Source organism: Formosa sp. L2A11 (assembly GCF_009796865.1).
Taxonomy (GTDB): domain Bacteria; phylum Bacteroidota; class Bacteroidia; order Flavobacteriales; family Flavobacteriaceae; genus Formosa.
The window spans coordinates 177,135-193,026 of the sequence record NZ_CP047028.1 but is presented as its reverse complement, the minus strand read 5'-3'; the positions used below and the strand labels follow the sequence as shown (position 1 = coordinate 193,026).

The 15,892-nt window shown below is 31.4% G+C and carries 11 protein-coding genes; all 11 read right to left on the bottom strand.

Annotation, left to right across the window (positions count from 1 at the left end):
* Positions 1–29: 29 nt before the first annotated feature.
* The 11 genes from GQR95_RS00840 to GQR95_RS00790 all read right to left on the bottom strand — a co-directional run bounded on the left by GQR95_RS00840 (position 30) and on the right by GQR95_RS00790 (position 15,338).
* On the bottom strand, positions 30–509 hold the full coding sequence (locus tag GQR95_RS00840) for a DUF4625 domain-containing protein (RefSeq protein ID WP_159021369.1): 480 nt from the start codon (positions 507–509) through the stop codon (positions 30–32).
* A gap of 59 nt (positions 510–568) precedes the next feature.
* Complete coding sequence (locus GQR95_RS00835) at positions 569–1,357, bottom strand: DUF4625 domain-containing protein (RefSeq protein ID WP_159021368.1); 789 nt, start codon at positions 1,355–1,357, stop codon at positions 569–571.
* A 29-nt stretch (positions 1,358–1,386) separates the two neighbouring features.
* Complete coding sequence (locus GQR95_RS00830) at positions 1,387–3,756, bottom strand: TonB-dependent receptor (protein WP_159021367.1); 2,370 nt, start codon at positions 3,754–3,756, stop codon at positions 1,387–1,389.
* A gap of 214 nt (positions 3,757–3,970) precedes the next feature.
* Positions 3,971–4,219 carry a hypothetical protein gene (locus tag GQR95_RS00825; RefSeq protein ID WP_159021366.1) on the bottom strand — a complete coding sequence of 83 codons (249 nt, stop codon included), beginning with the start codon at positions 4,217–4,219 and terminating at the stop codon, positions 3,971–3,973.
* A 242-nt stretch (positions 4,220–4,461) separates the two neighbouring features.
* A complete protein-coding gene (locus GQR95_RS16660) occupies positions 4,462–6,240 on the bottom strand; it encodes a glycerophosphodiester phosphodiesterase family protein (protein WP_233265968.1) in 1,779 nt (592 codons plus the stop codon).
* Positions 6,241–6,307: 67 nt separating this feature from the next.
* Complete coding sequence (locus tag GQR95_RS00815; RefSeq protein ID WP_233265967.1) at positions 6,308–8,809, bottom strand: TonB-dependent receptor domain-containing protein; 2,502 nt, start codon at positions 8,807–8,809, stop codon at positions 6,308–6,310.
* Between the two features lie 370 nt (positions 8,810–9,179).
* A complete protein-coding gene (locus GQR95_RS00810) occupies positions 9,180–9,644 on the bottom strand; it encodes a hypothetical protein (protein WP_159021365.1) in 465 nt (154 codons plus the stop codon).
* A 108-nt stretch (positions 9,645–9,752) separates the two neighbouring features.
* The gene (locus GQR95_RS00805) at positions 9,753–10,439 is read right to left on the bottom strand and encodes a DUF4919 domain-containing protein (protein WP_159021364.1); all 687 of its coding nucleotides are present in this window, start codon (positions 10,437–10,439) and stop codon (positions 9,753–9,755) included.
* A gap of 55 nt (positions 10,440–10,494) precedes the next feature.
* Positions 10,495–12,360 carry a mucoidy inhibitor MuiA family protein gene (locus tag GQR95_RS00800; protein ID WP_159021363.1) on the bottom strand — a complete coding sequence of 622 codons (1,866 nt, stop codon included), beginning with the start codon at positions 12,358–12,360 and terminating at the stop codon, positions 10,495–10,497.
* A gap of 150 nt (positions 12,361–12,510) precedes the next feature.
* Entirely contained in the window at positions 12,511–13,227 is a 717-nt protein-coding gene (locus GQR95_RS00795; RefSeq protein WP_159021362.1) for a VIT family protein, read from the bottom strand.
* Between the two features lie 311 nt (positions 13,228–13,538).
* The gene (locus GQR95_RS00790; protein WP_159021361.1) at positions 13,539–15,338 is read right to left on the bottom strand and encodes a long-chain fatty acid--CoA ligase; all 1,800 of its coding nucleotides are present in this window, start codon (positions 15,336–15,338) and stop codon (positions 13,539–13,541) included.
* Positions 15,339–15,892 lie beyond the last annotated feature (554 nt).

The window sequence follows — 15,892 nt, the reverse complement described above, 5'->3', positions numbered from 1 at the left end:
TACTTTAAAGCGCCTATTGTTAAAGTTGTCTAATCGGTTATTTTTATATCGATAGATGTTCTGGCTTGCCATCCTGTTTCATCGGTAACGGAATACGCACAATGGTAATCTCCGGCATCTATATCGTTAGGAATAGTTACCGAAACATTAATTTCATAACTAGTTAATCCGTTCTCTATTGTATAGTTTTCCATTAAAATAAATGGATTTACAGCATCTTTTATCTCTTCTAAATCACATTCTGTGACTTGATCGTCATGTGTGTGGTGATCAAAATTATTATGAATATCTATGCTATAAGATGCCAATGCTTTATTGTCTGTAACCTGAGCTCTGAAATTGTAAGTTTCTCCTTTTGTAAGTACTGAGCAGCCCTGCGGAAATCCATCTGTATAATTAACGGTAATCGTTGGTTTTTCTTCATCTTTATCAATACTATCGTCACTAGAACATGACGCTATTAGAAGCATAGATAAAATAAAGTAATAATATTTTAAGGTAAATTGCATTTTATAAGGGTATAAGAACCGCATAATATAAAGTTATATTATGCGGTGTAAATTTTTAATTAAGCTGTAACATCTATATGTGTTTCATACTCTTTTGTATTACCATCTTCATCTTCAACTGTAAAAATGATATGATATTCTCCAGCAGGAGCAGTTAAAGGAACATCAATATGCTCATGGAATTCTACTTCTGTTTCTTCATGGTAACCTTCTAAAAATTCTTCTTCGTAATCCCATTCAACTTCACCATCAGCTAAAGTAAGTCCGTGTGCATGCGCATCTACAGTTATAGAATGTATTCCATTAAACGCATTAATCATAAATTCGGTATGAAAATCTTCTCCTCGAACTACAGTTTCATCTATAGAAATATCGCTTAACGTAATAAGATCTAAAATCTGGATGTAACCTTCTACTTCTGTACTATTTCCAATTTCGTCTGTAATTAATAATTCAACATGATATTCTCCTGCAGGAATATCTGTAGGGACATCTATATGTTCATGAAACGTAGGGTTTATGGCTAAATATTTACTATCTGTAAATACTTGTTCGAAATCCCAATCTACCTCACCATCTGCAAGTTCTAAGTCGTGTGCATGAATAGACACAGTAATACTACTCACTGTAGCTTCTGCATAAATTTCTGCTTCTAAATGAATATTAGATCCTTTATAAGCCACTTGATCTGTAGAGTGGTCACTACCTGCGCCATATTCAAAACCTGAAACTTCGGGAGCACTTGTTACAGCGTTGTCATCGTCACTGCTACATGATTGTAAAAATAATCCTAGAGAAAGGACAATGGCTAAAAATTTAAAATTTGTTTTCATAATTCTTGTTTTCATTGTTGTTGATTTAAATTGATTGTTAATATTTATAATGGTATTGTTAATGATAAGGATAGGTTTCTTCCGGCTTCTGGCACATCTATTAAGCGATAGAAACTGGTATGATCGAAATATTTTGTATTGAATACATTGTTTAATTTTACACGCATTTCTACAGGCGAATTATTTTTGAATAGATTTAATTCTGCTAGAAAAGACATGTTGAATAATTGATAACCATCTGTAACTTCTTCTGGCGGAACAATCTCCTCTTGAGAAGCTGTAATTCTATAGTCTGCTATAAGCTGAGGTTTACTTAAAAACAATAGGTCTTTAAATTGATATCTAGCAGAAAGCAAACCTGATAACGGTGGAGAAAACGGAATAGTAAACCCTTCTTTTGCACCACTAGTTTGTCTAGAATACACATACTCTGCAGAAGCGTCTAATTTTAGGTTTTCAAAAACCGTAGTACTGGCTCTAATTTCTCCTCCAATTCTAAAAACTTTACTTTGGGTGTATTCGTAAATTTGTAGCGTTTCGTAATAACCAGATGTGGGATTTAGGTAAATAAAGTTTTCAAAAAAGTTAACAAAAGGACTCACGCCAATACTAAAAGCACTGGTTGTATGGTCGATATCTAAATCTATTTGGTAGGATGCTTCTGGATCTAAATCTAAATTTCCTTTTTCGTAACGATACATGTGGTAATTCACTCCGTCTGAAGCCAACTCGTTTGCTAAAGGCATTCTAAAACTTTTTCCAACATTAATTTTAAATGTGGTATGATTTAAAATGTAACTCAAGCCTACAGAGCCACTAAAGTTTCCGAAGTCTAAAGATTTATCTTGTGCTCTTTGCAAATACACATAAGATGTCGATCCGTCTTCATTATTGATTGTAGACGGAAACCAATCGTAATACGCCTTAGTATCTACACGTCCAAAATCGTAACGAATACCTGCTAGAAGGTGTAAGTCTGAATTAATTTTAAACGTATCAAACGCGAAAGCGCCAAAAGTAAAACGGTTATATTCTGGAATTAAAAAGCCCCAGCCGCCAATGTTATTATCCTGAAACTCCATGTTTACGCCCAAAACAATGTCGTGAGCATTATTAGGTTTAAAAGCATCTCTAACATTTAAGGCGTATGTGTTTTTATTAAATACTCGCTCTTTTGTGTTGGCTGGTTTTGGCATATAGCCATGAGGTACAGCTTCTGAATGTTCTGCTCTTAGATTGTTTTGATAACCTAAATCGAAATAAAACGTATGGTCTTCACTAAAAATAGTTATGTTATTAGTAATTTTAAAATGATTTACTTTATGGTAAGGCAAATCAATATCTCTATTAGAACTATCATAGTCAATATCTGAAGTTCTTACTTCTAAACCATGTGCATTGGCAAAAAAACCGTTTTTAGCATTTACATTACTAAAAGTAGTTTCAGACTGTATATTATCATTAATATAACCTAGACTAAAACTTGCATCTGCTTCTTTTCCAGCTGTGTTTCTTAAATTATTGTCGTGTAAATTGAATATGTAATTTTCGTAACTAATTTGATCTGTTGGTACTTTATAATCGCCATAATCTCTATAGGTAAGTCGACCGCGATAAAACCAATTATGAGTTCTAGCTTGTACACCAGCAGATACGCCTAACAAATCATTATTTGTTTCTCCTAAAAGATTTATATCTCCTGAAAACGAATGTATATCAGGAATCGCATTGGGTTGAATATCTACAACACCAGCAATAGCATCTGAGCCATAGACTAAAGATGCGGGGCCTTTTATAATTTGGATGTTCTCGATACCGTATTGATCTATTTCTAAACCATGATCATTTCCCCATTGTTGTGCTTCGTGTTTTATTCCATTTTGTACAACAGCAACACGATTAAATCCTAAACCTCGAATGACAGGTTTGGATTGTCCAGATCCAATATTTATGGTGCTAACTCCTGGTATTTTACTTAGGGTTTGCATTAAACTATTTTCTCTGTTTTCTTCTAAAAAAGTTTCAGAAACATTATAAGAAACGACAGGAGTTTCCATGCGTTCTCTTTTTTTAGACTTTCCGAGTACTTCAATTTCGTCCAGATTTGTAGCTGATTCTTCTAGGTAAATAATGACATCTTTTAGCTTAGAATCTACCTGAATAGTGATGGTTTTTGATGTAAATCCCATGCTAGACACAACAAGATCATAACTACCTTGTTTAACGTTTTTCAGTGTAAATTCGCCTGTATCAGATGATATAGAGAATAAATTCCCTCTACTTATTGAAGCCCCATCTATAGGCTGTAACGTGTTGGCATTTAACACAACACCCTTAATTAACCAAGAGTCTTGCGCAAACGCAATAGTGCATAGGCTAAAGCATAGCCACACACTAAGTGTTTTTTTAAGCATATTAAAATACTATAAGATTAGAAAAAAATGTTCTGGAAATAAGAACTATTCACTGTGCCTACACATATAACGATGATAGATTTATAAAATCACCACAACTAGTTAATATTTATAATAATGACACACAAGTATGTATCATCGTTTAACAAACTAACACAGCACCATTAGATAATGTGTTGTTGCTAAATAATTATAATTAAATGTATAGAAATAGTTATATAAGAGATGGTGGAGGACGCGAAAAAAGCTGATGTATATCTAGAGAGTTAGAGATACTGAAACTATAATTTTTAGTCAACTCTTTTTCTACAATAAACACAGGAACTTCTAAGTCGTAATTATGTAAATCTGGAGCTAATACTGGTGTTAAATTCTGAGTAGCTGTGTGCTGACAAATCACACAATGTAAATCATGATCGTCATCATCAATATGAGACAAAGCATGAAGCCCAACCAATTTCATTGAAATAAAAAGGACTAGGAAAAGATATGTGACGCTATTTTTAATGCAACTGAGTTTCATTAGTGAGCGAAAATATCAATTTTCATTAAATAAAAATTAAATAAAATGTTAAAGAAATGTTAATAGATAAAAGGAGCTAGAAGTGCTCGTTGTGTAATGTGCTCTTGGTTAGATTGGTGTTGATAAAATTATCGCCTAAAAGACTTAAAAAGGTAGCTCTTAGGCGATAATTAATATTTATATTATTGTCTTAATGGAAGCGCAATATCTGGATAATCGGTAATAATACCATCTACACCCATTTTTAGAACATTAATCATGTCGTCTTTTGTATTAACGGTCCAAGGAAATACTTTCATGTTTTTGGCGTGAATATTTTTTACCTCCTGATTATTTAATAATATGTAATACGGACTGTAAATTTCAGGTACAAAACTTAAGATATTCATATTGGTTTCAAAATCGTTTTCATACGTTAAAAAGGATAGCGTATAATCTGGATATGTTTTATGTAGATATTCTAAAACGCGAGGATCAAAACTTTGTATTACAACCCTATTTAATGGTAAGTTTGCCTTCTTTATTTCTGTAATTAATAAATCAGAGAATTCATTTACACTTGGTTGAAATCCGTTAGCTTCATCTGTAGGTGTGCTTTTTATTTCAATATTATATAGAATTTCAGAATTTATTCCTTCAGCATAAGTTATGACCTCAGATAATAAAGGTTTGTGTGCTGCAATTTTTTCTTGCTTAATAAACTTAGGGTTTCCTAGAGATCCAACATCGTATTGTTTTAATTTTTTATATTTATTTTTATAGATGTTGAATGCTAAAGCATCTTCTTTTGTAATGTTATTTCCTTTAGCGTCTAAGGTTACTTCGTAGTTTAACCAAGGTTCATGAGAAACTACAACTTTTTTATCTTTAGTAATAACAACGTCTAATTCTAGGGTATTTACTTTTAAGTCTAAAGCTTTTTTAAAGGCAAGAATGGTGTTTTCAGGTTCTAAACCTCTTGCGCCTCTGTGTCCTTGTAATTCGAAATTATAAAGACGTTCTTTTTCTAAAATAACAGTGTCTATAAAGTCTACTGTTTTATTGTAAACATTCATGTAATCTTTAGATCTTAAATCGCAAGCAATAACATGATTTCCTGCTTCAGGAAAAGCAACTTTCTCTTTCTTGTCTTTAGGAGTTCCTAAGTTGTCATACATATTTAATATTGCAGGAACAGAAACAACTTGATCTTGTTCTTTCTCGTTTTTATAATAATAACCAACAAAAACGGGAGCTTTTACTTTTTTAAAGGTCTCTACAGTTGCAGTGCTATTAAGCATTTTAATTAAGGCTTCGTACCCATCAATATGGTAAGATGTAGACCAATATTTACTTTCGGCTTCGCCTCTGTTTTGTTTCATAATTTCTCCTCCATTCATTTGTGTAAAACCAGCTTTTCCTTCTGGAGTAAGAATGGCATTGAAGGCCGGATTTTTAAGACCAATAAAAGGAGAATACATAACAAGACCAGCAATAGAAGCATCTTCTGAAGCTAATTTTAAGCTTAAGGTACCACCTGTAGATGTGCTTACTAATATGATTTGCTTTCCTAATAATTTACCAATTTCTAAAGCTTCTTTAGTGGTAGCAATATAGTTCTCTGGAGTTAAATTTTTGTAATTATCTGCTCTATTTAGGCCGTGTTCTTTTAAACGAGACAGATATACATTGGCATTATATTGCTTAGAGAGCATAGACATAATAGGTTCTCCTTCTCTGTTACTAGCTCCAAAACCATGTAAGTAAACAAATGCAATAGGCGATTGTTTTGCCTTGTAATCTTTAGCCCAAATAATTCGAGCTTCATTATCTGTTTTTATGTTTTCTGTATGTTGCTCTGCTGTTTTTATGGCTGCTTCAACATTTAAAAGCGTTGTTTGCGGAGTCAGTATCTGTGAGAAAGCTGTCGTTACACACAAACATGCAACGATAAGGATTAAAAAGAAATATGTTTTTTTCATAATGATATAAATTTAAAAAACTACGCTCTTATTAGTAGCGTAGTTTTCAATTGATTTGTATTCTGTTTTAGAAATTTGCTTTAAGTTGTATTCCGTATAATCTTGGAGCACCACCAATGTAAGTAGGTATACCAAAAGCTTCTCCTGTATTTCCTGCATCAATAATGTATTCTTCGTCTAATACGTTATTCATAAAGAATGTGATTTCGTATTTTTTATACAAATGTAAACCGGTTCTGAAGTTTAATAAACCGTAACCATCTTGAGATATTTCTGGTAAGTTGGTTTCTTCAAAAAATACTTTCGATTTATAAGTGTACGATGGTCTAAAAAATACATCTAAGTTTTTGTTTACTGTAGGATTAATATTAAATCCTAACGAGAATGAGTTTTTAGGAGTTAATCTAAAGGTGTTTCCTGCTAGTTCTTGCTCATTTCCGTCTGAATCTTTATCATCAAAACTTGCATCTATATAACTATAGTTTGCAAAGAAACTACTGTTTTTAGTGAATGCAAATTGTGTTGCGACTTCAAAACCAAATGTGCTTGCGTTACCACTATCTTTAGTTGTTGCAGTAAGTGTACCGTTTTCAAATTCTGTTACACTAGTTTGGAAGTTTGAATAGTCGTAAATATATGCGTTTACATCAAACTGTAATCTGTTATTTAAAAATAACGATTTAGCTCCAATTTCGTAAGATAATACTGTTTCATCAGACAATACGTTTGTTTCTGTAGCAGTAATATTAATTACATTAGGTCTTCTTCCTTTAGATGCTGTACCAAACAATGTAATGTTATCATTAATGTCGTAATTTAAAGCAAAACGTCCCACAGCAGATAAAAAGTTTTCACTAGCTTCTATTTTTTCGCCATTTGTAGATGCGTATAATACATTAGGATAATTTCCTGTTAAGAAGCCAAGGTTAGAAGGTGTTTCTGCATCTGTAACTTCATATGCAGCATTAATGTTTTCCCATGTCGCTCTTAAACCAACGGTTAAGGATAATTTGTCTGTAACATCGTAAGAGGCATCAGCAAAAATATCTCCAGAATAATTTTTTCCGTAGTTTGTATATGTTTCTGTATTGTATTCGTTTAAAGGTGCTCCGGCTAATGGTCCGTAAGCAGGATCGTTAGGGATACTTGGTATTAATGTAGGGACTCCATTTATGACAAAGAATTCTGGACTCGCTAATAATACAGCAAAACTTTGTTCATTATATTCCCATGGTACACTTTGAGAACCGTCTTCGAAGAAGAAATTAGCTCCAAAAAAACCTCTAAATTTATTATCAGTATCAAAATTGAATCTTAATTCTTGGCTAAATTGTTTTCCTTCAGATATTTCATTAAAAAATAGGGCAGGAGCAGCAGTTCCGTCAGCATCAAAAGCTTCATTAGAGTCAAATTCTCTGTAAGCAGTAGTAGATGTTAAATCCCAAGTAGCGTTAAAATTATGTTTTAAAATTCCTGTAACACCCCAAACCGTTCTATCTACTCCTAGGTCTTCACCACGTTCTAAATCGGCAAAAGTATTCGGACTTAAATCTCCGCCTGCTGGTTCGAAAGTTCCACTTTTAAAAGCTGTTCCAGGAGGTGTGTCTTGTTGCCAGTTAGCAATAACGTCTAAAGATGTGTTATTACTTATTAAATATTTTAAAGATGTTCTAAAAGCTAACGTTTCTTTACCATTTAAATCTCCTCCAGAAAGGTTTTCTATATAACCATCTCTTTTATTGTAAATTCCTGCTACACGTAAAAATAATTTGTCTTTAGCTAGAATAGTATTCGCATCTCCAGTAGCTAAAAGCTGATTAAAGTTTCCGTATCCTACTTTTAAAGATCCAGAATTTTCGTTTTTAGCTTTATTTTGAATAATATGCATGGCACCAATTTGTGCACCACGACCAAATAATGTTCCTTGAGGTCCTTTTAATATTTCTACACGTTCTATATCGTAAAGTTCTACTACAGAACCTCTAGATTTACTAATAGATACACCGTCTTGAAAAATAGATACTCTAGGTTCTACTCTAGAATCTCCGCTATCACTTGTTATTCCTCTAACTACAATTCCAGGGTTGTTTACACTTTGAATTTGAACTTGAAAGCCAGGAACATATTCCGATAAAGCATCATATTCTAAAGTACCTTGGTTTTCTATAAATTCTGTACCATAAGATGTAATGGCAATGGGCACATCTTTATTCTTTTGTTCTCTTTTTTGAGAGGTTACTAAAACGCCTTCTAACATATAAGAGCTTTCTGATAATGTGAAATCGTGCGTTGTTTTTCCTGAAGTAATTGTTACTGTTTTATTAATGGTGTTGTAACCAATGTATGAAATCTCTATACTATAAGATTTTCCTTCTGTTAATTTTATAGCATAATAACCATCAAAATTTGTTGTGGTTCCTGTGTTTATGCTTTTAATTGAAATATTAGCACCAATTACAGGCTCTCCTTGCTCTGTTTTAATTGTTCCGTTTAATTCTCCTTTGTTTTGCCCATTAACAATAAGCATTAAGGATGTGGTTAAAATTGTTAGTATAACTTTAAGCTTCATTTAGTTTAAATTAATTGTTGATTGATTCGTTGCAAAACTATTAATGAGACATTATGTTGGTGTGAATTCAAGATTATTCTATGATTACTATTTGAAGTGAATACAGACTGATTTTCACAAATAATTAACAATTAGATAAAATGATTTGTTAGTCTGTCTTTTAGGTTGATGTTTAATGTTTTTAAAGAAAATGTATGTGCTTATAACTAAAGGACTTGTTTTTTTTTGTTGAAATAGGAGCGTGTTTTTTACTTAAACTACTATTATATAATAGGGAGATGTTTAAAAAATTAATCATTAAAAAAGCTTACAATTTCAATCTCTTGAATTTGTAAGCTTAATATAAATGGTGTACTATTAAAACCGTATGCTATTTGTTTATTTCTGCTTGTTTCTGTTTAAAAAAGGCGATTTCCGATTCTTGTAATTTTGATTTAGGTATGGAGATTGCAAATGGTCTAGTCTGATTTAAAGTTAGCCAAATTCTATCTTTTTTTAAATCTATAACGCTTATCCAATTCCAGTTTTTAGTTTCAATCTCGTCTTTATTATTGTGATTTATTATAATATCTTCTTCATTGAACTCTACCAAGGCATCAAAATTAATTTTTTTACCAAGGGTTTTAGCACTAAAATATTGTAAAGGTAAAAGTATAAGCATAACACCTAGAAAATACAGTGCCGCTGTTGCAAAAGGCCCCATATTTGGCATGGGATTTACGTATCCCATAATTCCAGTTAAAATTAAATATTTCCAAACTGATTTTTTTAGAAAGAAATACATTTTTCCTCTAATTATATTACTAAAATTAGAGACTATTTGTTGTTTTACCATTGTAATTTAAAGTGTATCTATTGAGTACGAGTTGTTTGCTGGTCTTCTTTTAGAACGTATTTTAATGCTTAAAACTAGTAATTAATTTTATACTTTATTGTAGAACATTTAGTCTTCTTCAAACATTTTATTTAAAGCATTTAGACACGGACTTACATCAAAATATAAGCCCTCTATATTTGATTTATTTTCTGCAACGGTTAAATAATCGTAGTGTTCAATTAAGCTTTGGCTACCTGCAAATTGAAATCCAATTACACCCAATAAATCGTATTCGTGAGAGGTGTAAATAACATAAAAAGCATCTTCTTTACTTGCGCCATTTCCAGAACTCATTAAGGCGTCTAATGTAGTTCGGAATTGAATAACTCTATTTTGATAAGTAGTTGTATTTCCTGTTTTTTTTAGTGCATACATCTGATAGTCCATAGCTCTTAAATCGAAGGGATTGTTTGTAAGCATAGAGTCTGTAAACGTAATTACATTTTTAAAATCGATAGGTTCTAATTTCTTTTTTTGTAATACAACGCTTAAACTATCACTGTAGTTTGAACTAGAATAAGGGGCATAGTTTTCGTTAAAAGAGTACCCATAATACAAGTGTCTTTTTTCTTGTAATGTCATGGTAGAATCTGCTTCCTGATACCTTTGCATTAAAGATTTGTAAAATAGATTTGAGTCGTTAATTTGAATATTTTTTTCAATAGTTTCGTAATCAGGTTTTTCAAAACTCCATTCTTGGGAGAACGATAAGAAACTAATTAGTAAACATGTGACTAAGGTTATGTTTTTCATTTTATATATGCGTTTAAGTTAAAACTGTTGAGGTTTTTTAAGACTGAATATTGTTTTATTCGATTATTAAATTTCTGCTTTTAGGATATTTAACCGAATATTTTAAATCGATATTTTTAGTTTTATTAGGTTCTAAATTAAACTGCCATTGTATCTCTCCGGTTTCTAAATTATGTTTTCCTTTAGATAATTCTGATAGTTCTACTTTTATTTCATCTAATGTAGAAACAGGAATCTGATCCATAATTAGCATGTTTATGGTTTCAGATTTATTGTTCTTAACAGAAATGGTCCAATCTCTATTTTCTTCTTTTTTACTTCCAATTAATTTTTTAGAAGAAAAATCTGAGACCTTTTGTCTGTCTACAACAACATTTTTATCGCGTCCAAGAGAAATTTCTAAACTGTCTGAAGCATATTTTACATCTAAAATGGTTTTTCCAACATAAGTACCTTCAAAAAATATATTTGCTTCTCCTTCTAATAAATTGTATTGTTCCCAATCTTTTATACTCGCGATAAGAAAAGCTTCTTTTTCTATTTTAGGCACACTAAAGTATTGGTATTCTGCAGGTAAATTATAGCTTACCATATTTACTGCATAACTTTTATTATCAGACGCAATGGTGTAAGGTAATTCTATTTTAAAATTAACTGTAGTTTGATTTTCTACTTGTACAAGCGGAATTGATGTACTACTTGCGCCACGAATGTTAACACCTGTAACGCGCCCTTGTAATTGGTCTGATACAGATCTTTTTTTACTGGCTCCATAACCTACAACAACGACTTCTTCTAGTTCTAAGATGTCTTCATTTAAACGAATATTATGAATCGGTTTTTTTGTATTTAAAACCTGAGATTCGAATCCTAAATAGGTAAATTCTAATTGGCTAGACGTTTCGGGAATGGTAATGGCGTAATTACCATCAAAATCTGTGGTTGTGCCTATAGTTGTTCCTTTTACTATAACATTAACACCGGGCAGTGGTTGTGAATCATTATCGAGAACCTTTCCTGTGACTTGATTTATGGATCGGTTGTAACTTGGTGGTGCTGTATTATAATTTAAGTAATACGTTTTTAATTCTGGTGCAACTCCAGATAAATTTGGATCTGCAGACGATAAACTTAACTTAACATTTTTCCAATCTATTTTAGTGTCCTGTTTTATGTTTGCTTTGTAAACAAGCTCTACTGGTTCGTTTACATTTTTTGCTCTAATATCGTACGTTGGTAACCAGCCAGCATTTCCAACAACATAAGAAATTTCAAAATTAGATTTCGAAGCATTTTTACTTTCTACCTTAACCAAAATTTCTCCATTAGCATACGCTTTTTTGCTAGTCATGGTTTTTATCTGGTTTTGAATCTCAAATTCTTTTTTTCTTAGGCTTGCTAAGTTTTTATTTCTATCTATTTCTTTCAGTTTTAAGGCGGTGAGTTTAGAACTGTAAAATACAGAAGCTTCTTTAAGATTTGTCACGCTTAGTTCTTCATTTTTACCACCAATATTTCTGTTTTCTTGTAAAAAGGATAACTCTTCTTTTAAAATTTCTAAATAGGTTTCTTCTAATTTTAAATCGTCTTTTGTTTTTTCTAGGTCTGTTTCTAATTTAACAAGTGCATCTTGTTTTTCTAATTTGTCAATAAAATTTTGTTGATGATTTACAGACAGCACCGTTACATTTCCGTTAACTTTTACTTGTATGCTTTTTGAATTAATGAAGGGAGAAAGATTGCTGAATTTTAATATAGTCTTCCCTTTTTTTAATTCGACAGTTTTTTTTCTGATTATTTGAGCCCCCTTAATAAATACGGTGACTTCACTTATTTCAGAATTGATGATTTTTTGGTCTATCTCTTGAGAGAAGGAAATGTGGAAGGATAGACATAGAATGATGAGTGCAATTTTTTTCATAGTACTTTTAAGATGAAGCTTATGTGTAGGGTAAGCGTTCGGTTTTTGTGAGTGTATTTTTTACAATAAAATTTAAAACAAGTAAAAAAAAGAACTCAAGTTGGTTAAACTAAAAATAGCGAGTTATATATAAAGAATTGTGTTCTTGTTTTAAACAATGTTTACATTAAATAGATGTCCAACTAGAGCCGTTAATCCCATGGCTACAGTTCCCCAAAATGTAATTCTAATTATTGCTTTTTTTATACTAGAACCTCCTGCTTTTGCTGCTAAGGCTCCTAAAATAATAAGAAAAAATAAAGCAGAACCATAAAGGGAATATTCCATGCTTTCTAATGGTAGAAATAAAGAAACCAAAAAAGGAAGTAGGCCACCAACAGTAAAGGAAGCTGCAGAGGCAGATGCTGCTTGAAAGGGTTTTGCCTGAGTAATTTCATTAATACCTAATTCGTCTCTAATATGTGTGCCTAATGCATCAAACGCTGTTAACTCTTTAGCTACAATTAGTGCAGTCTCTTTTTTTAAGCCTCTTTTTTCGTAAATCTCTGAAAGACGTTGTAATTCTAGTTTGGGTGTCTCTTTTAATTCAATTTTTTCACGCTCTATATCTGCTTGTTCTATGTCTGTTTGCGAACTTACAGAAACGTATTCTCCAGCTGCCATAGATAATGCTCCCGCAACAAGACCAGCAAGTGTTGCTAAAATAATTGGTTCTCGCATATTACTTGCTGCAGCAACTCCAATAGCAATACTTGTTGTAGATAAAATACCGTCGTTAGCGCCAAGCACAGCTGCTCTTAACCAATTACTTCTGTGTATATAATGATTGTCTAAATAATTATCTAACTCTTCTTCTTTTTCAGTCATTTAGTCTGTTTGTGTAACTAATAATAGTTTATCGGTCTGTCTTATTTGTTCGTGTTTTCTAAAAATAAGTCTAGATTAAATACGTAAAGTCACTTACATTGGTTAGACTAAAAATAGTGATTTTTATACAGAGTTTTGCATAGGTTTTTTATAATTCTATGTTTTTCTAACTCCACGAATCTATTTTGTTTTCTACTAGATGAGGTAAAAAAATAAAGGTTATTGATATTTGTAATAAAGTTTTACAAATATCAATAACCTTTTAATCGTGTTTTAAAAAAAAGAGCAATAACGTTACTCTTTAAAAGTATTTATTTATCAGAATACATTTTGTCAATAAGTGCTTTATATTTTTCCTGAATTACTTTTCGTTTTAGTTTTAATGTCGCAGTAATTTCTCCTGCTTCTATACTAAATTCTTTAGGTAGTAGGGTGAATCTTTTTACTTTTTCAAATTTCGAAAATTCTTTTTGAAGTTCTTCAATTCGTTTTTCAAACAGCGCTATAATCTGATTATTAGTAATTAAATCTTCTACGTCTTTAAAGTTAATTTTATGTTCTAAAGCGTATTTTTTTAGATTATCAAAACTAGGAACAGCTAATGCGGTTACATATTTTTGTTGATCCCCAATAACTGCAATTTGCTCAATAAATGAATCGGTAATTAAGGCTGTTTCTAATTTTTGAGGTGCAATATATTTTCCTCCAGAAGTTTTCATTAGATCCTTAATTCTATCTGTAATAATTAAGTTTCCTTTGTCGTCTATTTTACCAGCATCTCCAGTTTTAAACCATCCATTTTCAAAAACTTCGGCAGTAGCTTCAGGTTTTTTGTAATAGCCTTTCATTACTCCAGGTCCTTTTATTAAAATTTCGTTGTTCTTACTAATTTTAATTTCTGTGCCTTCTATAGGTTTTCCTGCAGAATTAAATTCGAAATTAGTATCTCCAAAAAGAGTAGCTGTAGCAGTCGTTTCTGTTAATCCATATCCGCATTTAATATTTAAACCAAATGAATGAAAAAATGAAACCATATCTGGAGCCAAAGGTGCGCCTCCGCAAGGCATAAATTTTATGCGTCCACCAAATACGTCTCGTAATTTGCTTAATACCAATTTATCGGCTATTTTATATTTTAAATTTAAACCGAATGGCACTTCTTTTTCTAGTCGTTTGTGCTTGTTGTAGTAATTGTTACCTACACCCAAAGCCCAACTTGCCATCTTCATTTTAGTAGGAGATGCTTCTTTTCTTTTGTCTTGAATTGCCGCAAAAATTTTCTCAAATATTCTAGGCACTGTACACATTAAGGTTGGTTTAACTTCTTTTATAACATCTACAATCTTTTTAGGATCTTGATTAAAGTATACTTCAATTCCTTTTTTCAAACAAAAGAATACCCAACTACGCTCGTAAATATGACTTAATGGTAAAAAACTTAACGATACATCCTGATCAGAAACAGCTAATTCATAATCATGAGCAACTAAAGAGCCCCCAAAATTAGTGTAATCTAACATCACTCCTTTAGGTTCTCCAGTGGTTCCAGAAGTGTAAATAATACTTGCAGTGTCTTCAAAATCACATTCGTAATATCTTTTTTGAAGTTCTGTTTCTATTTTATCATTAGGTTCGAATGCTATAAAATCTTCTAAATAAACAGAATTATTTGTGGCATGAAGTTTAATTGTTTTTGTTAACGCTACAATTAATTTTAAATATTTGGACGTGTCTAGAAGTTCGTAAGCTTTATCGTATTCGTTCTGGTCGCCAACAAAAAGTAAACTTACTTCAGCATCATCTACCACATATTCAACTTCTTTTTTAGAATTTGTTGCATAAATGGGTATAGTTACAGCTCTAACACGCATAATTGCGATGTCTGCAATAATCCAATTTGGCATGTTTTCAGAAAAAATGGCAACGTTTTGTTGTACAGATATGCCATAGTTTAAAAGTGCCTTAGAAAGTGTTTCTATTCTAGACTCGAAATCTAACCAAGAAATACCTTCCCATGTGTTAAGCTTATTATTTTTATAATAGATTGCGTTCTTGTTTTTAAAACGCAGACTATTTTCTTTTATCTCTTCTACTAAATGTTTGTAATTCATGACCCTATTATTGTAGTTCTAAATTAAAAGAGGACTTTGCCTAAATTAATGGCTACAAAGTTACGAATAATTGTTTTCTTATTGCTTAAAATGAATGTTTGAGATTTTTATAGACTATTAAAATAATTATTTTGATAATCATTTCTTATCGTTTATAGGGGAAAAGGTGTGTTTTATTTTAGAATACAGATCATTTTATTTATAAGAAACCATACTTAGTAGGTTTTATTTTAAATCAACTAATTCTACATTATTTGTTGTTCTGAGCCTTAATTATTCTTTTTTCCATTTGATCGATTCTTTTCTTGTTTTTTCCATCAGACCTTGATGCTACAGCCCAAATGTCAGCAGGTAACCAGCCAATAATTGTTATTTGAAGAATTAAACAGACTATTCCTGAAATTATTTTCCCTCTTAAAAAGAAAGATAACTAAGGAAGTAAAATTGCAATTAATATCATTTTTTAGTTTTTTATAATTAGTTAGAGATTCTATTTGTACTACGTTTTATAGCTTTTACAGATTAATTAGATTGTGTTTAATCTAGTAATACTA